General features: G+C 68.7%; 18 protein-coding genes. 15 read left to right on the top strand and 3 right to left on the bottom strand.

Annotated elements, in window-relative coordinates; translation table 11 throughout:
- The first annotated feature begins 74 nt into the window (after positions 1-74).
- Complete coding sequence (locus tag AB0H42_RS14960; protein WP_357055398.1) at positions 75-290, top strand: hypothetical protein; 216 nt, start codon at positions 75-77, stop codon at positions 288-290.
- Complete coding sequence (locus AB0H42_RS14955) at positions 287-1,174, top strand: alpha/beta hydrolase (protein ID WP_357055395.1); 888 nt, start codon at positions 287-289, stop codon at positions 1,172-1,174. The genes AB0H42_RS14960 and AB0H42_RS14955 overlap by 4 nt, the downstream gene beginning before the upstream one ends.
- On the opposite strand, the gene AB0H42_RS14950 is transcribed toward AB0H42_RS14955, so the two are convergent.
- Positions 1,167-2,597 (bottom strand): LLM class flavin-dependent oxidoreductase, encoded by a 1,431-nt coding sequence (locus tag AB0H42_RS14950; RefSeq protein ID WP_357055392.1) that lies wholly within the window; start codon positions 2,595-2,597, stop codon positions 1,167-1,169. The genes AB0H42_RS14955 and AB0H42_RS14950 overlap by 8 nt on opposite strands.
- Positions 2,597-3,811 (bottom strand): acyl-CoA dehydrogenase family protein, encoded by a 1,215-nt coding sequence (locus AB0H42_RS14945; protein ID WP_357055389.1) that lies wholly within the window; start codon positions 3,809-3,811, stop codon positions 2,597-2,599. Before AB0H42_RS14945 ends, AB0H42_RS14950 begins: the two co-directional genes overlap by 1 nt.
- A gap of 192 nt (positions 3,812-4,003) precedes the next feature.
- Between AB0H42_RS14945 and AB0H42_RS14940 the strand changes: the two genes are divergently transcribed.
- The 5 genes from AB0H42_RS14940 to AB0H42_RS14920 all read left to right on the top strand — a co-directional run bounded on the left by AB0H42_RS14940 (position 4,004) and on the right by AB0H42_RS14920 (position 8,990).
- Positions 4,004-5,149 carry an LLM class flavin-dependent oxidoreductase gene (locus tag AB0H42_RS14940; RefSeq protein WP_357055386.1) on the top strand — a complete coding sequence of 382 codons (1,146 nt, stop codon included), beginning with the start codon at positions 4,004-4,006 and terminating at the stop codon, positions 5,147-5,149.
- Between the two features lie 216 nt (positions 5,150-5,365).
- The gene (locus AB0H42_RS14935) at positions 5,366-5,812 is read left to right on the top strand and encodes an SgcJ/EcaC family oxidoreductase (RefSeq protein WP_357055383.1); all 447 of its coding nucleotides are present in this window, start codon (positions 5,366-5,368) and stop codon (positions 5,810-5,812) included.
- Between the two features lie 358 nt (positions 5,813-6,170).
- Positions 6,171-6,860 carry a DUF981 family protein gene (locus AB0H42_RS14930; protein WP_357055380.1) on the top strand — a complete coding sequence of 230 codons (690 nt, stop codon included), beginning with the start codon at positions 6,171-6,173 and terminating at the stop codon, positions 6,858-6,860.
- Between the two features lie 40 nt (positions 6,861-6,900).
- Positions 6,901-7,467, top strand: a complete 567-nt coding sequence (locus AB0H42_RS14925; RefSeq protein WP_357055377.1) for a hypothetical protein — start codon at positions 6,901-6,903, stop codon at positions 7,465-7,467.
- Between the two features lie 263 nt (positions 7,468-7,730).
- Positions 7,731-8,990 carry a glutaminase gene (locus AB0H42_RS14920; RefSeq protein ID WP_357055374.1) on the top strand — a complete coding sequence of 420 codons (1,260 nt, stop codon included), beginning with the start codon at positions 7,731-7,733 and terminating at the stop codon, positions 8,988-8,990.
- Between the two features lie 150 nt (positions 8,991-9,140).
- On the opposite strand, the gene AB0H42_RS14915 is transcribed toward AB0H42_RS14920, so the two are convergent.
- Positions 9,141-9,473, bottom strand: coding sequence for a hypothetical protein (locus tag AB0H42_RS14915; protein WP_357055371.1), 333 nt, complete (start codon positions 9,471-9,473; stop codon positions 9,141-9,143).
- Positions 9,474-9,652: 179 nt separating this feature from the next.
- Here AB0H42_RS14915 and AB0H42_RS14910 point away from each other — a divergent pair, with 179 nt between their 5' ends.
- The 8 genes from AB0H42_RS14910 to AB0H42_RS14875 all read left to right on the top strand — a co-directional run bounded on the left by AB0H42_RS14910 (position 9,653) and on the right by AB0H42_RS14875 (position 17,368).
- Entirely contained in the window at positions 9,653-10,318 is a 666-nt protein-coding gene (locus tag AB0H42_RS14910; protein WP_357055368.1) for a GntR family transcriptional regulator, read from the top strand.
- A gap of 189 nt (positions 10,319-10,507) precedes the next feature.
- The gene (locus AB0H42_RS14905; RefSeq protein ID WP_357055365.1) at positions 10,508-11,839 is read left to right on the top strand and encodes a nucleobase:cation symporter-2 family protein; all 1,332 of its coding nucleotides are present in this window, start codon (positions 10,508-10,510) and stop codon (positions 11,837-11,839) included.
- On the top strand, positions 11,836-12,894 hold the full coding sequence (locus AB0H42_RS14900; RefSeq protein WP_357055362.1) for a ring-opening amidohydrolase: 1,059 nt from the start codon (positions 11,836-11,838) through the stop codon (positions 12,892-12,894). The genes AB0H42_RS14905 and AB0H42_RS14900 overlap by 4 nt, the downstream gene beginning before the upstream one ends.
- Positions 12,891-14,204 (top strand): cytosine permease, encoded by a 1,314-nt coding sequence (locus AB0H42_RS14895; RefSeq protein ID WP_357055358.1) that lies wholly within the window; start codon positions 12,891-12,893, stop codon positions 14,202-14,204. Before AB0H42_RS14900 ends, AB0H42_RS14895 begins: the two co-directional genes overlap by 4 nt.
- A complete protein-coding gene (locus AB0H42_RS14890; protein ID WP_357055355.1) occupies positions 14,201-14,902 on the top strand; it encodes an isochorismatase family cysteine hydrolase in 702 nt (233 codons plus the stop codon). Before AB0H42_RS14895 ends, AB0H42_RS14890 begins: the two co-directional genes overlap by 4 nt.
- Entirely contained in the window at positions 14,899-15,555 is a 657-nt protein-coding gene (locus tag AB0H42_RS14885; RefSeq protein WP_357055352.1) for an alpha/beta hydrolase, read from the top strand. Before AB0H42_RS14890 ends, AB0H42_RS14885 begins: the two co-directional genes overlap by 4 nt.
- A 404-nt stretch (positions 15,556-15,959) precedes the next feature.
- The gene (locus AB0H42_RS14880) at positions 15,960-16,547 is read left to right on the top strand and encodes a hypothetical protein (protein WP_357055350.1); all 588 of its coding nucleotides are present in this window, start codon (positions 15,960-15,962) and stop codon (positions 16,545-16,547) included.
- Positions 16,544-17,368, top strand: coding sequence for an alpha/beta fold hydrolase (locus tag AB0H42_RS14875; protein ID WP_357055347.1), 825 nt, complete (start codon positions 16,544-16,546; stop codon positions 17,366-17,368). The genes AB0H42_RS14880 and AB0H42_RS14875 overlap by 4 nt, the downstream gene beginning before the upstream one ends.
- Positions 17,369-17,582 lie beyond the last annotated feature (214 nt).

Here is a 17,582-nt window from a genome sequence, read left to right as displayed (position 1 = left end):
TCCCCGCCGCCGGCGTGCCGCCGCGCTCGTCGTGCGGTCGAGTGCGCATCCGCCACATTTTTCACGCATGGGCGATGAGTTCGGGAAGCGGATCGGGTCTGCCCTTTATGACCCGAATCATCACTGACAGCGCGTTCGTCGTCGTGACGAGTTCGCCGCCACAGTCGGCGCGGACAATCGACGCCGGGGCGTTCGTCACCGCCGGTCTGCCCGACGCCTCACTGCCGCGCGAGCGACTCGACATCGACCGTGACGCACCCGACCCACGACGTCTTCCGGTGATCGGATGACCACTGTCGACGTCGATGGGATCACCTTGGGCATCGAGTCGTTCGGTGCCGACGACGCGCCGCTCGTTCTGCTCGCGGGCGGGACGACGATGCTCTCCTGGCCCGACGCGCTCTGCGAGCGCCTCGCCGCCGGCGGGCACCGTGTGGTGCGCTACGACCTGCGCGATAGCGGGGAGTCGACGACGACGGACCCGGAGGCACCCGCCTACACCCTGCGCGACCTCGCCGCCGACGCGGCGGCACTGGCCGACGCGCTCGGCGGGGGGCCTGCGCACCTCGCGGGGATCGGCGTAAGCGGGATGGTCGCCCAGGTGGCCGTGCTCGACCATCCGGGCGCGTTCTCGGCGCTCACCCTGGTCGGCACCCGCGCGGTCGCCCCTGGTCCGCCCGACGATGACCTCCCCGATCATGACCAGGCGACGATGAGCAGGCTATTCGCGCGCCCGATGCCCGACTGGGCCGACCGCGAGGCGGTTGCGGAGTTCGCCGCCGCCGGTGCAGCGATCCGCGGCGACGACCCCGTCGCCGCGCGCCCACTCGCGGCACGCATCTGGGACCGCACCCCCGGGACCGCACCCCCGATCCAGATGGCCAACCAGATGGCCATGATGTTCTCCAGGCTCGACTGCACACCCCGCTGGCGCGAGCGCCTGCGCGAGATCGAGGTCCCCACGCTCGTCGTCCACGGCCGCCGCGACCGGTTCTTCCCCGTCGGCAACGGTGAGGCGATCGCGCGCGAGATCCCCGGGGCACGGCTGCTCGTCCTCGAGGAGGCCGCCACTGCGGTCCCCGATGTGACGGTCGGCGAGGTCGCCGAGGCGATGCTCACGCTCGGACAGACCACGGCGGGTGCCGCGCGGGCCCGGCCGGCACGGACTAGGTGATCAGTTCGCCGGCGACGTTGCGCGACACCTCGTCCGGTAGCACGGTGGAACCGGGCCCACCCAGCCGATAGCGTGCGCCCCGATGCTCGGGCGGGAGCCGGTCCCCGCGCTCGAACAGCGCGTTGCGCAGCGTCCCCGGCACGTACTCGGTGGGGTAGACGCCGCGTTCGGTCAGCACCGGGATCACATACCGGACGATGTCCTCGAAGGTCCCGGGCGTGACGGCGTAGGCGAGATTGAACCCGTCCACATCGGTGTCGTCCACCCATTCCTGCAGCCGGTCGGCCACCGTCGCGCCGGAGCCGACGAACACCGGCCCGATCCCGCCGATCCCGGCCCAGCGCCCGATATCGCGGACCGTCCACTCCCGGCCGTCGTCGTCGAACTCCTGGAACGCCGCCACCGCCGAACGGATCGCGTTGCTCTCCACCTCGCCGATCGGGTCGTCGAGGTCGTAGCGAGACAGGTCGATCCCCATCCAGCCCGACATGAAGACCAGTCCACCCTCCACACTGGCGTAGGACAGGTACTCCTCGTGCTTGCGGTGCGCGGCGTCGTCGGTGGCATCGGTGACGATGGTGGCCAGCGCGTAGATCCGGGCGGCGTAGCGGTCACGGCCCGCCGCCTCCAGCGCCGCCCGGATACCGGACACCGTCTGCGCGAGTACGCGTTTCGACGGGGCGGCGACGAAGATCGCCTCGGCGTTCTCGGCGGCGAACCGCACCCCGCGCGGCGAGGCACCCGCCTGGAAGATCACCGGTGTCCGCTGCGGCGACGGCTCGGACAGGTGCACACCGGGGACCGTGTAGTGCCGACCGGAGTGGCCGATATGGTGCACCTTCGCCGGATCGACGTAGATATTGCGTTCCGGGTCGCGGACGACCGCGTCGTCCTCCCAGGACCCCTCCCACAGCTTGTAGAGCACTTCCAGGTATTCGTCGGCCTGGTCGTAGCGGTCGTCGTGGTCGAGCTGATCGTCGGCCCCGAAATTCCGCGCCGCCGAGGGCAGATACCCGGTGACGACATTCCAGCCGATCCGGCCGCCGGTCAGATGGTCCAGCGTGGACAGCCGGCGGGCGAACGGATACGGATGCTCGAACCCGGTGCCGGTGGTGATCCCGAAGCCGAGATGTTCGGTCACCGCCGCCATCGCCGAGACCAGCAGCAGCGGATCGGCCACCGGGATCTGGGCACCGTTGCGCAGCGCCGCGCGATCGTCACCGCCGTAGACGTCGTAGGTGCCGAGCACATCGGCGATGAACAGGCCGTCGAACCGCCCGCGCTCCAGCAGCGTGGCCAACTCCGTCCAGTAGCCGAGTTCCTTGTACCGGTGCGACCGGTCGTCGGGATGCCGCCACAGTCCGGGAGACTGGTGGGCGACACAGTTCATATCGAAGGCGTTGAACCGGATCCGCCGGGCCATCACACCGCCCCTTCCGGCTTGCGCTCCCCCGCGCTCCAGGCGAACGGCAGCGCAGTGCCGTTCAGCAGGTGGTCACCGATGGCCCGGGCCTTCTGGATGGCCGGGTTGTGCACCGAGATGGTGCGCGCGTTGCGCCAGTGCCGGTCCAGCCGCAGCCCCTCCGAGGTGATGGACGCGCCGCCCACCTCGAACAGCTGCGTCGTGGCGGCCAGCACGGTATCGATCACCCCGAGCTGCGCCTGGGCCGCCGCCAGTTCGGCGTCGATCAGACCCTGCTCCTCGGTGGCTCCGGCGGCGAGCACCTCGTCGAGTACATCGGCGACGGCCAGCACACTGGCCCGGGCACCGAACGCCGCGGCCGACAACCGGCCGATCACCTGCTGCACCAGCGGATCGTGGCGGGGCAGATCGGCCGCGGAATGGGTGTAGCCGCGGCGCCGGGCGGCCACCCATTCGCGGGTGTCGCGTTCGGCCCGCTGCGCGATACCGGCCAGCACGGCGAGCTGGAACAACTGCAGGTAGGAGGTCGAGTAGGTGGCACCCGCGTCCCCGTAACCCGGGCCCAGGACACGGTCCGGCGCGATCGCGACATCGGTGAACTCGGTGGTACCGCTGGCGGTCAGCCGCTGCCCGAAACCGTCCCAGTCGTCGTGCTGGCGCACCCCCGGGGCCTCGGCATCCACCAGCACACTGACCCGTTCGCCGTCCCGGTCGGCGGCGACCAGGATGTGGTCGGCGTACAGCGATCCGGTGCTGTAGTACTTCGTCCCGTTGAGCACCCAGCCGTCCCCGGACTGTGTCAGCCGGGTCCGGTACCGGTCCACCGCGCCCACGCCGGGTTCGGTGATCGCGTTTCCGACCAGCGTCCCCTGCGAGATCTTGCGCAACCACTCCGCGCGCGCCGGCCCCGCCTCGGCGAGCAACTGGTCCTCGGCGAACACGAAATGCACCCGCAGCGCCTGCGGCAGGTTCGACTCGGCGGCGGCCAGTTCGATCAGCTGCCGGAACAGTTGCCGCACGCTCGCGCCGTACCCGCCGTATTCGACCGGCACCCGCAGCGCGCCGAACCGCGCCGCGCGTAACCGGCGCACTTCGTCGTGGGCGAGCCGGCGGTCGATCTCGCGCTCGACCGCGCCCGCCGCGATATCGGCGTAGATCGGCGCGAACACCGCGTCCAGATCGGCATCGGAGACAGGTTGTGCGGTGGAAGTCATCAATCCACGATCACCGACCCCGCACTCCCCCTCACCGGTTACACGCAGCCAGATCGAAACACTCGCGGCAAAAAATCCCGCCGATTCCAACCGGTGACACCGCGCCCGCGGCCGGTCAGGATCACAGATCGGCCCGGCGAGGAGCTCGGCCACCGCACTGTCCGCTCCAGAGCCCCTCGAAGGAGATTTCCGGTGAGTCTGTCCTTCCACTGGTTCCTACCCACCTACGGCGATTCCCGCGGCCTGATGGCCGGTGGTCACGGCACGTCCATGTCCGGCGACCGGCCCGCCTCGCTGCGCTACCTGAACCAGATCGCGGGCGCCGCCGAGGAGAACGGCTTCGAGGCGGTCCTCACCCCGACCGGCGCCTGGTGCGAGGACGCCTGGCTGGCCACCGCCATGCTGGTGGAGACCACCGAGACCCTGAAGTTCCTGGTCGCGTTCCGGCCCGGACTGGTGAGCCCGACCCTGGCCGCCCAGATGGCCGGCACCTACCAGCGGCATTCCCGGGGCCGGCTGCTGCTCAACGTGGTCACCGGCGGCGAACCGCACGAACAGCAGGCGTTCGGCGATTTCCTGGACAAGGAGCAGCGCTACGAGCGCACCGGCGAATTCCTGCACATCGTGCGCGAACTGTGGGAGTCGCGGGAACCGATCAGCTTCGAGGGCAAACACCTCCAGGTGCGCAACGCCCTGCTCAACAACCACCCCGACCCGGTGCCCCCGGTGTTCTTCGGCGGTTCCTCCGCCGCCGCGGGCCCGGTCGCCGCGCAATACGCCGACACCTACCTGACCTGGGGTGAACCGCTGGTCGCGGTGGGCAAGAAACTGGAATGGATCCGCGGCCTGGCCGCCGAACGCCACCGCACCCTCGACTACGGCATCCGCCTGCACGTCATCACCCGCGACACCTCCGAAGCCGCCTGGGCCGAGGCCGACCGCCTGCTCCAAGGCATCGACCCGGCCGATATCGAACGCGTGCAGGCCAATCTCGCGCAGAGCGAATCCGAGGGCCAGCGCCGCATGCTCGAACTGCACGGCGGCCGCACCGACCGCCTGGAGATCGCCCCCAACCTGTGGGCGGGCGTCGGCCTGGTCCGCGGCGGGGCGGGCACCGCGCTGGTCGGGTCGCACGAAGAGGTCGCCGAACGGCTCGTCGAGTACTCGCGGCTGGGTCTCACCCACTTCATCCTGTCCGGCTACCCGCACGTCGAGGAGGCGTACTGGTTCGGCGAGGGCGTGCTGCCGATCCTGGAGAAGAAGGGCCTGTGGCGCCGGCCGGTGGACCGGCCCGTCGCGGCCACCGGAACCCCGTTCGCCACCGCCTCCACCAGCTGAACCACCCTCTCACCAAAACATATTCATCCCCGCGTGCGCGGGGAGCACATGGCCGGACTGGTCTTCGAGTACCTGGTTCTATCGGGTATCTGTGACGTCATCTGTCGGTGAATGTCGGCGTCGGGGTGGATCGGGAGATGTTCGCATCGGCGAATTTCGGCGTCGCGGTTCTGGTGGGTTGACCTCGAGGGAGCTCGAGGTTGAATACTGCGTGGCATGAGTTCGAGTAACAGCGCAAAGCCCACCGCGACCGAGGGCACGCCGCCCCTTTCGATCGACGACGAGCGTGCCATTCGTGATCTGGTAGCTCTCGCTGACCGTTCCCAGGCCGACGCCGCTGTACTCCCCGGCCTGCACACCGACACCACAGCGATCGTCAACTTCTACGGCCGCCGACTCCTCGGGCGCGACACCTTCGAGACGGCGATGAGCGCGGCCCTGGGCAGCGGGCTCGGAGCTATCCGCACCAGCGTCGAGGTAGTCGACATCCGACCACTCACTGCCGACGCAGCCCTCGTCAGTTGCATCAAGAGGGTGTACGACGAGCGTCCGGATGCTGGGCAGATCCCGCCGACCATCGGCGCCCTGACCTACGTGACCGTACGGACCTCTACCGGGTGGAAGATCGGTCTGGCACAGACAACCCCCATTGTCTCGGACTGACAGGCGGGCGCCGGCTGCCCCACAGCCCAGGTCTGCCGCGCAGTTACGATCGGCTCGACGGAGCACCCTCTGTGGTGACGTCACTTTTCGCCGTCCCAGCCGAGTCCTCGGCCTCCACAACCGACTTCGGACTTCACCGATAACTGATGTCGGAATTCGGTGATACAACCAAGTACCGGGACAGGGGCTCATCCCCGCGTGCGCGGGGACCACACATCCTGATCAGGGTCTTTCCACACGAACCCTCTCATTTTCATTTTGTCGAGCTACCGAGAAGCAATTGACAGTGCAAGAGGCCCAAACTACGATTAGCCAACTCCGAGCAGCTGTTCGAGCGCTGGTCGACTCAGGAGCGATGGTGATCACTTACACGACCCTCATGGGTGTTGCAGCCGGTCTCGGCATGATTCTGCTCTGCACTCTCGGATATCACCTGTACAAACAAGAGAGTCTGCCGACCTTCGATGGCTGGGCGTTCTCGTTCGCCGCCCTCGGCGGAATCCTGACCGTACTCGGCGGTCATATGACCCTCACCTGGCCGCTGCAGTCACCGGAGCGGTTCAAGAACTTCATGTTCGGAGAGCCGCTCCTGCTGTTCGGGGTGCTACTGATAGCCGGCGCGGTCCTTCTCCGGCGTAACGGACCGAATCTCCTGGAACTGCGCCGAAATGGGAACGGCAACAAGGAATTCGACTCCTACCTACTCGCCCTTCTGCGGCCGGTCGTGTGGATAGTATTCGCCATGGGCCTGGTGCTGGCAGCCTGTACCGTCGCTGCTTTCCAATACGATGTATTCGCGACAGCTCCGCAGCAGGAGCCGCTTTTCGGCACAGGCCCGATGAAAAATTTTCTCAGCGTGGCCCTCTGCCTGTTGTACGCACTACCAGCGGTAGCGTGCCTGCTGGTTCCCTTTGTCTTCTATACCCGTAATCGCCCGGCAATGGCAGTCAGTGGAATCGCCTTGTTCGTTTCCGGCGCAGGCTGGCTTGCCACAGCGGTCCTTGTCTACTACACGCATATCGGTATGGACTTCAATTTCCGTTCCTAGTACTCCAGCCCGACACAGCCCTCACGAGAAGGAGCGTGCCGTGAGTGGCACAAGCATCCGGACAGAGCCTGCTCCTGCCCACCGCTCGGTGTTGAGCTACTGGCCCATCGCGCTGGGACTGGCAGCTGCGATATTCCAGATCGTGACCGGCGTCGACGCCGAGGCGGTGGCCATCACGGTCGCCGTTGCCGCCAGCTGTTACTTGGTCGCTGCAGCATTCGGTAGGCCGTGGACCGCTTGGGCGGCGATTCTGGGCGGCTCGATAATCATCGTCCTCAGCGAGATCGCCGGAATCGAATGGTGGTTGGGACTCGCAGGTTTCGCGGCTCTACTACTCGGGATCGGTGTCTTCCGCAGGGTTCCGGCGCCGGTCCTCACCGCCCAGAGCCTCGCCATGGTCGGATTCGGTGGGATAGCAGTGGTCGCCGTTCTGGTGTCACCGCGCCTGGGCTCGGCCCTGGCCGGTATCGCACTGGCAACTCACGCGCTGTGGGATTACCGCCATTGGCGCCGCAACGATGTGGTCCCTCGGTCCTTGACGGAGTTCTGCATGGTGCTGGATATCCCTTTCGGGATCGCAGCCATACTGCTCGCCTTCACCGGGTGACCATCTCCCAGCCCACCGCCCCGACGAACGGCCGGCTTGCTGCCGGCGTTCGTCGCCCGAGCAGTGCCGGATATGCGCCGACGCGCCCGTAAGGTACTCACTGCCTCGTCGGTAAGCTGGGCCGCGTTGTCGTCCCGTGGCCGTTCTCCCGCAGGAGCGAGATGACCGCCACGAAGCCGTACTTCTCGAATGGCCGACAGCGGTGTCGTCCCGATCTGTATCGACCGGTCGCCGTGACCGTACTTTCCGGAAAGGTGGACACCGTGCACTCGCCGATTGCCGACTATCTGCAGGAAGTGCTCGACACTGTCCGCGACGACACCGGCGGGGAGGTCGCCGGCTATATACCCGAACTCGCCGCCGCGGACCCGGAGGTGCTCGGTATGGCGGTGTGCACGGTCGACGGACGTGTCTATACCGCGGGCGATGCCGACGTCGAATTCTCCATCCAGTCCATCTCGAAACCGTTCGCCTACGCGGCGGCGCTGGCCGATCGCGGCTTCGCCACGGTCCGTGCGGCGGTCGGCGTCGAACCGTCGGGCGAGGCATTCAACGAGTTGTCGCTGGAGGCCGAATCGCGCCGGCCCAAGAATCCGATGATCAATGCCGGTGCGATCGCCACCCATCAACTTCTAGCCGGCCCGCACGCGACCGTCGCGGAACGGTTCGAGCGGGCCCGGAGTTTTTTCTCGACGCTGGCCAACCGCACCCTCGAACTGGACGAACGCGTCTGCGCCTCCGAACTGGCGACCGCGGACCGCAACCTCTCGATCGCGCATATGCTGCGCAACTACGGGATCATCGACGACGACCCGCATGAGGTCGTCGAAGGCTACACCCGGCAATGCTCGATCAAGGTGACCGTGCGGGATCTCGCGACGATGGGTGCGGCGCTGGTCAACGGAGGCGTGCATCCGCAGACGGGTGAACAGGTTGTCACGTCGGCGATCGCGCGCGAAACCCTGGCGGTGATGGCCGCTGCCGGTATGTACGACTCCGCCGGTGAATGGTTCACCCGCGTCGGGATCCCGGCCAAGAGCGGGGTGGCCGGCGGCCTGCTGGGCGCACTACCCGGTCAATGCGGGATCGGGGTCGTCTCGCCCCGCCTCGACCGTCACGGCAACAGCGTGCGCGGAATCAAGGCCTTCCATCGGCTCTCCGATGATATGGGCATGCATCTGATGGAGTCCGAGCCCCACGGATCCACTGCGCTGCGATCCACCACGGTCCGGGACGGCGAAACATGGTTCGCCCTACAGGGCGCCGTTCAGTTCATCGGCGCCGAATCCGTACTCGCCGCCTTCCAGAACGACACCACCGCCACCGGCACCCTCGTCCTCGATCTGAGCCGGGTGGACCGGATCACCGATGTCGGCCGCCGGATGCTCCTGGAGGGACTTCGCCGGTTCCGACTCGACGGCCGGGAAGTGGTTCTCGTCGACCCCGAAGGCAGACTCCCGAACCCCGATCTGGGCGACGGCACCTACCCCACCCCCCGTACGGCGCCGGCCCGCAGCCGGTAGGTGCCGCGAATCAGCGACCATCCCTGTGTGCGCGGGCAACCGTGTCCAGCGAACCCTGCACATTGCGTCGGATGGGGCGCCCTTGTGGCCCCAGGGTGCACTCGACGGCCGGCGCAGCCCCGCCTCTCGATGGACGGCAGAGCGTGCGCGTCAGTCGTCGTCCAACGACTTGTGGTAGTCGGTTTCGGCCCAGGCTTTCCATAGAACCGGGTGAGCGCCGGGACCGCACTCCTCGCTCCATCGAACGGTCGATTCGGGACGCATCCGTTCCTCCCCGCGGTACAGAATGCGCAGGTTGGTACACAGCCCCGCCATACCGGCGGTCGCCGGGCCCACATCGGTGTTCACGCATTCCACGTCGACACGACTACCGATCGCGACCGATGAGCAATTCGCCCATCCCGGTGGTTCCGCCTGCGCGACGCCCGCACCGGCTGCCGCCGACACCGCCACCATGGCGACACCGGAAACGACCGCGCCCACAATCGGAAGACGCCTGAAAATTTTGTCGAATTCGAACAATTGCGCTCTTTCCTCCCTGCTGAAAGCTATCGCGGGCAATTCGATCACATGTCGAAACCACTTTTCAGCGGCAGGAAGGCAGCCGCTGGAGAAGAACCGGCGCCGCGATGAAACAGAACCCCACGATTACCCTCACCACCGTGACCACCTCCCAGCCCACTTCCCGGACCGCCCCCGGCACCGCCGTCGCGGATGCCGTCCGCGAGGACATCCTCGCCGGCCGGCTCTCCCCCGGCGACCGGCTGCGCGAAGTGGACCTGGCCGAACGCTTCGGGGTCTCCCGGGTCCCCGTCCGCGAGGCGCTGTCGCAGTTGCAGAGCGAAGGCTTCGTAACGCTGGTGCGGTATCGCGGGGCGACCGTATCGGCGCCGTCGGGGTCGGCGGCGCGGGAGCTGGTGCAGATCCGGCGGGGGCTCGAGGTGCTGGCCGCGCAGCTGGCCGCGCGCGCGAAGGGTGGACCGGTGGCCGCGGAACTGGCGCAGGTGGTGGAGCTGGGCCGGTCGGCCGATCTCAGCCATGCCCACGAGGAGTTACCGCCGCTGATCCTGCGGTTCCACACCCTGGTCGCCGAGGCGTCGGGTAATCAGCAGTTGCGGGCCATGCTGGAGCAGATCCTGGAGCGGGTTTCCTGGATTTTCGGGCAGCGGCTGGAGAGCCGCACACATATCTCGTGGAGTGACCACGCGGCCATCGCGCAGGCGATTCTCAACGGGTCGCCGGTGCAGGCGGGGTACCTGATGGACGAGCACATCGCGCGGGACGAGGAGCTGCTCGCCGATATGGACGCCGAGGCGGCCCCGGGCTGAGCCCGCGGATCGCGAGCGGGCCGACGGCCGGACCGATCGGTACCAACGAGAAGGTTTGTATACAAGAATCAGGATCCCCTTGCGCGATCTTGCATAATTCACAACCCCGGAACGTCGAGCAACATCAGCGAAACAGTATTTGTATACAAATTCTGTGTTGCTTGTTTCTTCTGCCCGAGGCCAGGTCCCATGTCCACAGACGCTGCCCCAACTCAGTCGCCGCCGCTGGCTCCACCCGCTCGCCTATCGTTTTGGCGCACATCACTTTTCGGCATCCAGCATGTGCTGGTCATGTACACCGGCTGCGTCGCGGTCCCGCTGGTCTTCGGCGCGGCCCTGGGGCTGGACACCTCCACCATCGCCACCCTGGTGAACGCCGATCTACTGGTCGCCGGTGTCATCACCCTCGTGCAGGCCCTCGGTATCGGGAAGCTGCTCGGGGCCCGGATGCCGGTGGTGGCGGGGGCCTCGTTCACCGCGGTGACGCCGATGATCCTGATCGGCGAGGAATACGGGCTGTCCGCCGTGTACGGCGCCATGATCGCGGCGGGGATCTTCGGCATGCTGGTCGCGATCCCGTTCTCCAAACTGGTCCGCTTCTTCCCGCCGATGGTGCGGGGCGCGGCGGTCACCATGATCGGGCTGTCGCTGATCGGCAAGGCCGTATCCATGACCTTCGGTGACGAACCGGCGGGTGGCGCGCCACTGGCGCTGGCGCTCGGGGTGGTCGTGATGATCGTCGTGCTGATGCGTTACGGCCGGGGCCTCGTCGCGCAGTCCGCGGTTCTGATCGCGCTGGTGCTGGGCACGCTCGCCGCCGCCGCGCTCTCGCTCACCGATTTCAGCGCCGTCGGCACGGCCGCCTGGTTCGGACTGCCCGACCCATTCCTGTTCGGGACCCCCACCTTCCCGATCGCCGGGATCATCTCGATGTGCCTGGTGATGCTGGTGATCTTCACCGAGTCCACGGCCTACCTCATGGCCACCGCCGACCATCTCGGCCGCCCGCTGGAACCGGACCGGCTCGCCCGCGCCCTGGGCGCCGACGGCGCTTCGGCGGTGCTGGGCGGCTTCCTGACCTCGTTCCCGGACACGATCTTCGCGCAGAACGTGAGCCTGGTGCGGATGACCGGGGTGTCGAGCCGCCGGGCGGTCGCCGTCGCGGGCGGTCTGCTGGTGGCGCTCGGATCGGTGCCCAAGATGGGCGAAGTCGTCGCCAATCTGCCGGGCGCGGTGATCGGGTCGGTGAGCCTGGTCATGTTCGCGACCGTCGCCGGGGTCGGCATCGCCACGCTGGCGCGGGTCGACTATTCGCGCAACGACAACCTGCTGGTGGTCTCGCTGGCCATGGGCATCGGCATGATCCCGGTGGTCGCGCCGGAGGTTTACGAGGGGCTCCCGTCCTCGGTCCGCATCATCGCCGGTGGCGCGATCACCAGCACGGTCATCGTGGCGTTCGTCCTCAACCTCGTCTTCAACCACCTCACCCCCGCCCGCACCCCGAAGGAGACCGCCGCATGACCGGCATCGCCCTGCTGACCGTGCCCACCACGAATCCCGGCGACACCCGGCCCTTCGAAGTACTGACCGGCAGCGGCTTCCGCACCGACGATCTCGTCTCGGTGATCGGCAAGACCGAGGGCAACGGCTGCGTCAACGATTTCAGCCGCACCCTGGCCACCGCCGTCTGGGAGCCACGGATCCCGGAGGCCGCGGTCACCGTGTTCTCCGGCGGCACCGAAGGGGTGCTCAGCCCGCACGTGAACATGTTCGTCCGCGATGAGCGCCGCCACGCCGGGTTCGATCGCGGCCTGGTCGCGGCGGCCCGCCGCAGCCGGGTGCTGGATTCCGGGGAGATCGGCCGGGCCGAGCAGGTCGATACGGTCACCGACACGGTGGGCAAACTGCTCGCCGAACTCGGTGTCACCCCCGCCGATGTCCATCTCGTACTGGTGAAATGCCCGCTGCTCACCTCCGACAAGATCACCGCGCTGCACGCCGCGGGCCGGACTCCGGTCGCCACCGACACCTACGCGTCGATGGGCTGGTCGCGGGCGGCGAGTTCACTGGGTATCGCGGTCGCGCTGGGTGAATGCGACCGGGCGACCGCGCTGCGTGCCCTGGCCGGCGAAGCCGATGTCTGGTCGGCCCGGGCCTCCGCCAGCGCGGGCGCCGAACTGGACGACTGCCATGTGCTGGTGGTCGCCGAGAGCCCCACTGCCGCCAACCCCTTGCGCGCGCTGCACGGGCAGATGGCCGACGCGATCGACCTGGCCTCGGTCCAGCGGCTGCTCGCGCAGGTGGCGGCGGCCGGCGGCACGGTGCGGCAGATCTTCGCCAAGGCCGAAGCCGATCCGAGCGGTTCGGTCCGCGGGCTGCGCCACACCATGCTCACCGACTCCGATATCAACGCCACCCGGCATGCCCGCGGCGCCGTCGGCGGCCTGCTGTCGGCCCTCAAGGGCGACGGTGCGGTGTACGTCTCGGGTGGCGCCGAGCACCAGGGGCCGCCGGGCGGCGGCAGCGTCACCGTGATCTACGAACTCCCCACCCCCGAAGGGACCGATGCGCCATGACCACCACGACGCTGGCCGAACCCGAGAAGAACTGGGAGATCGAGGAGTTCGAGAACGTGCCGGTGCCCACCGACCGGCGGCGCGGCCTGGGCTCGGTCTCGGCGGTCTGGTTCGGTTTCCCGATGGTGCTGACCTGCGCCATCTTCGGGGGACTGATCGTCTATTCGCTGGGCTTCCGGCTCGGACTGCTCGCCATCGCGGTGGGCAATATCTGCATGATGCTCTATGTCGGCGCGCTGAGCGTGCTCGCCGGGCGCACCGGTAAGAACTTCGCGCTCTCGGCCGCCGCAACGTTCGGCAAGGCGGGGGCCTTCATTCCCTCCGCCTTCCTGGCGACCGTGGTGATCGGCTGGTTCGCGTTCCAGACCGGTATGGCCGGCGCGATCCTGCACGACACCCTGGGCTGGCCCGAGCAATTGACCGCCCTCGCTGCCGGGCTCGGCTTCATCGCGGTGACCCTGCTCGGTATCCGGGCGCTGTCGGTGATCGGCATGATCGCGGCGCCGGTGTACATCGTGCTGGGGCTGGTCGCGATCGGACTCGCGGTCGCCGACGGCGGCTCCTCGCCCACCTCCTATCAGGGGCAGGCCGGCGCGGCGGCGATGAGTTTCGGGGCGGCGGTCACCCTGGTCATCGCCTCCTTCATCGACTCCGGCACCATGACCGCCGATTTCACCCGCTGGTCCCGCAACGGCCGCGAAGCCTTCCTCGCCGCGGCCTCGGCCTTCCCGGTGGGTAATTCGATCGCCCTGGTGATCGGCGGACTCGTGGTCGCCCTGGGCGGCAGCGCCGACCCCGCCGCCGACGGCGGGAACTTTCTCGGGCTCCTCGTCGACCACGGTGGGCTGCTGGTCCCGCTGGCCGTGGCGTTCGTGTTCATCAACCTGGGTTCGGTCTGCGCGCACTGCCTCTACAACGGCGCGGTCGGCTGGAGCCAGCTCTCCGGCGGCCGGATGCGGCGGCTGACCCTCGTCCTCGGCGCGGTCGGCGTGGTGCTGGCGGTCGCGGGTATCTGGTCGTATTTCGAACAGTGGCTCAACCTGCTGGGTGTGATCGTGCCGCCGATCGGCGCCGTGGTCATCCTCGATCAGCTGGTCCTGCCCCGGTTCGGTCTCGGCCCGCGCGACCGCCGCGCCCGCTGGCACCGGCCGGCGTTCACCGCCTGGACCGGCGGCGCGGTCGCCGCCTTGCTCACCCATCGATTCGCCCCGTGGCTGTCGGACGCCGTCATCGGTTTCGCCGCCGCCGCATTGATTCTCACTCTCGGCGCGGCCGTCACCGCGCGACGCGACAAGGAGCTCACCGCATGACCACGACCACTGTGGACGCCGCCCCCTACACCTGGCCGTTCGACGGCCGGATCGACCCGGCCCGCACCGCGCTGCTGCTCATCGATTGGCAAACCGATTTCTGCGGTCCCGGCGGCTACGTCGATCAGATGGGCTACGACCTGTCCCTCACCCGGGCCGGCCTGGAACCCACCGCCCGGGTCCTCACCGCCGCCCGCGATCTCGGTCTCACGGTGATCCACACCCGCGAAGGCCACCGCCCCGACCTCTCCGACCTCCCCGCCAACAAACGCTGGCGGTCCGCGCAGGTCGGCGCCGAGATCGGCAGTGTGGGCCCGTGCGGGCGGATCCTGGTGCGCGGTGAACCGGGCTGGGAGATCGTGCCCGAGGTCGCGCCGATCCCCGGGGAACCGGTCGTCGACAAGCCCGGCAAGGGCGCCTTCTACGCCACCGATCTCGACCTGCTGCTGCGTGGTGCGGGGATCACCCACATCATTCTCACCGGCATCACCACCGATGTCTGCGTGCACACCACCATGCGCGAGGCCAACGACCGCGGCTACGAATGCCTGATCCTCTCCGACTGCACCGGGGCCACCGAACGCACACATCATGAGGCGGCCTTGAGCATGGTCACCATGCAGGGCGGCATCTTCGGCGCGGTCGCCACCTCCGACCAGTTGCTGGCCGCCCTCGGAAAGCAGTCCGTCACCGCATGAGAGTCGTCCTGATCCACGGTGTGGCCACCGACAGCCGGGTGTGGGCGGACACGATCGCCGCCCTCGGCCCGGCCGTCGAGGTCCACGCCCCCGACCGCCCGCAGTCGGGCGATATGGACACCGAGATCGCCGCCCTCGCGCCGCTGTGCGCGGGGGCGCTCGTGGTGGGGGTCAGCGGCGGCGCGACCCTGGGCCTGGAGTTGGTCGCCCGCGGTGTCGAATTCGCCGGGGCGCTGCTGCACGAACCGGCGGCCGGGTCGCTGGCGCCGGGCTTGCTCGACGAGGTGGCCCGGGCGTTCCGGCGGCAGGGGGTGGCCGGATTCGGCGGGGCTCTCTACGGTCCGTGCTGGACACCGGAACTCACGACGGCCGCACCGGACACCGTCGCCGGAGAACTCGCGATGTTCCGCGCGTTCGAACCCGGGCCGGTGGGCCGCTCGGCGGACCGGATCACGCTGACCGTGGGCCAGTATTCGTCGCCGGCCCGGCACCGATCGGTCCGCGATCTGGGCACGACCTTCGGTATCGAGTGGCGGGTCTTCTCCGGCGCCGGCCACGCGGCACACCTGGAGATCCCCGGCCGGTTGGCGCACTGGGTCCGGCGGCGCTGCGGCGCCGACCTCGGCTCGTACTGCCTACCCCCTTTCCCGTGAACGGCAGAAGATGAAACGAATAGTTATACGCTATTTTTTCGGCCGCGCGGGCCGAGTCCGGCCCGACCGGACCGGGGCCCGATCCCGTTTGTGCGCGCCGCACGAGAGCGCGCCGATGTTTCATGGCGCCGGCCCATAGGCGACGCCGCCGGGCCGCCTTACGATGGCAGTGCCAGGTCCGATCGGGCACGTGCCGCGCTTCCTCGTTCGTGCGATGCCGCTGGGGACTGCGGCACCGATCGGAGTTCGAGATGTTGTGCGGTGGAGAGACACGATGCCGGTGAAAGCCCAACAGGCCGGCCGCTGAATCTCCCTCGAACCCCCACCGGTTCATTCCACACCGAATCATCGCGAAAGTACGACTCACCAATGCACGTTCAGCTGTATCGCGCGCCCGGAATTGGATGCTCGTCGGTCCACGGCTGCGCAGAAGGTTCCCGGACCGCCGTGCGGCGCCCGCCGCGCACCACCCCGAGGAGAGGGTGATCGTGCGGCCACAGCCCGCCTCGGGCGCATCGTGCCTGCCCACGGCTACCGAGTTGCTGTACGCGGTCGGCGGCCGGCGCGCCGAGGGGCCGGTGTGCAGCCTCGCGTCGGCACTGTCGGAGTCCTATCGGCTCGAAGCGGGGCTCGCCGGCATCCGGCTGCAATCGCGCCGGCGGACGCTGGTCGCCGAGATCGACGCCTGGAGTTCGCGGCATCTGCCCGCGCCGACCGCGGGGGTTCGCGTCTACGAACGCACCCTCGGTGAACTCATCGATGTGATCGCCGCCGGCGCCGCTCGCGCGTTCCATCTGCTGCGCCACGACGACCCGGCCGGTGAGCTCATGCACTTCGAATGGACCCGCCTCGCGGAGTTGCAGCTGATCTACCGCGATCTGGTGCACGATGTCGAGAGCGGCCGCTGCTGTCTCCCGAGCGAACAGCACCTCCGGGTGGTCGGCGAACGGATGCCGTACCAGCTGCCCGTCGGGACGGGAAAGTCGAAGTGAGTGGGGCGGACCGGGACATCCCCACCGGACTGGGCACGCTCCGCGTCCGGATCACCGGGACCGGGCCGGCGATGCTGCTGTGGCCCAGCCTGCTGATGGACCACGCGCTCTGGGACGGCCAGGTCGCCTATTTCTCCCCGCGGTTCACCACCGTCGCCGTCGACCCGCCGGGCCACGGCGCGAGCACCCCGCTGGACCGGCCGTTCACCTTTGGGGAATGCGCCCAAGCCCTACTCCAGGTCCTCGATACGCTCGAGCTCGGCCGCGCGCACATCGTGGGTAATTCCTGGGGCGCCATGATCGGCACCACCTTCGCCGCGCTCTATCCCGAGCGCGTGCTGACCGCCGTGCTGATGAACGGCACCGCCTCGCCGGCCGGGCCGCGGCAGCGCCTCGAATACGGCGCGCTACTCGCGCTCGCGCGCGTGCTGGGTGGATTCCGGGGGCCGCTCGTGCACGCCGCGCTCGCCGCGTTCCTGGGTCCGGAGACCATGCGGAGCCGGCCGGAGGTGGTCGAGCAGGTGCGGCGCACGGTGCGCGCCAACGATATCGGGTCGGCGGCGCACGCGGTGCGCAGCGTGGTCGTCCGCCGTCCGGACCAGCGCGACCTCGCCGCCTCCATCCGCACGCCCACACTGGTGGTCGGCGGCCGGCAGGATTCGACCTTCCCGCCCGCCGAGGTCGAAGAGATGGCGCGCGCCATCCCCGGTGCCGAGCTGTCGTTCCTGGAGGATGCCGCCCATCTGGTGGCCCTCGAAGTACCGGACGCGGTGAACGCCCTGGTCGACGACTTCCTCCGCCGGCACGCACCGCACGGCTGAACCCGGGCGCCCGGCCGCGGGCGGTCACGGACGGCCGGCTGTCCGGTGTTCACGGTATGGACGGGCGACATCCCGACCGCGTTACGGCGCCGGGTCGTCGCGCAGCGGCGCCGACTGCGCCGTACGTCCCTCGGTGGCGGGATACACCTCCCATCCCTTGACGGCCGCACGAACCTCGCCACAATGACGGGAAACGGCCGTGGCGGGTCCACGT

Source organism: Nocardia sp. NPDC050799, assembly GCF_040654015.1.
Lineage (GTDB): Bacteria > Actinomycetota > Actinomycetes > Mycobacteriales > Mycobacteriaceae > Nocardia.
The sequence above is the reverse complement of the archived record's forward strand: the minus strand, read 5'-3'. Positions and strand labels throughout refer to the sequence as shown.

Excerpts from the sequence above, each read along its gene's own strand:
- AB0H42_RS14960 (WP_357055398.1), top strand. The coding sequence starts at position 75 with ATGAGTTCGGGAAGCGGATCGGGTCTGCCCTTTATGACCCGAATCATC.
- AB0H42_RS14955 (WP_357055395.1), top strand. The coding sequence starts at position 287 with ATGACCACTGTCGACGTCGATGGGATCACCTTGGGCATCGAGTCGTTC.
- AB0H42_RS14950 (WP_357055392.1), bottom strand. The coding sequence starts at position 2,597 with ATGGCCCGGCGGATCCGGTTCAACGCCTTCGATATGAACTGTGTCGCC.
- AB0H42_RS14945 (WP_357055389.1), bottom strand. The coding sequence starts at position 3,811 with ATGACTTCCACCGCACAACCTGTCTCCGATGCCGATCTGGACGCGGTG.
- AB0H42_RS14935 (WP_357055383.1), top strand. The coding sequence starts at position 5,366 with ATGAGTTCGAGTAACAGCGCAAAGCCCACCGCGACCGAGGGCACGCCG.
- AB0H42_RS14905 (WP_357055365.1), top strand. The coding sequence starts at position 10,508 with ATGTCCACAGACGCTGCCCCAACTCAGTCGCCGCCGCTGGCTCCACCC.
- AB0H42_RS14900 (WP_357055362.1), top strand. The coding sequence starts at position 11,836 with ATGACCGGCATCGCCCTGCTGACCGTGCCCACCACGAATCCCGGCGAC.
- AB0H42_RS14895 (WP_357055358.1), top strand. The coding sequence starts at position 12,891 with ATGACCACCACGACGCTGGCCGAACCCGAGAAGAACTGGGAGATCGAG.
- AB0H42_RS14890 (WP_357055355.1), top strand. The coding sequence starts at position 14,201 with ATGACCACGACCACTGTGGACGCCGCCCCCTACACCTGGCCGTTCGAC.
- AB0H42_RS14885 (WP_357055352.1), top strand. The coding sequence starts at position 14,899 with ATGAGAGTCGTCCTGATCCACGGTGTGGCCACCGACAGCCGGGTGTGG.
- AB0H42_RS14880 (WP_357055350.1), top strand. The coding sequence starts at position 15,960 with ATGCTCGTCGGTCCACGGCTGCGCAGAAGGTTCCCGGACCGCCGTGCG.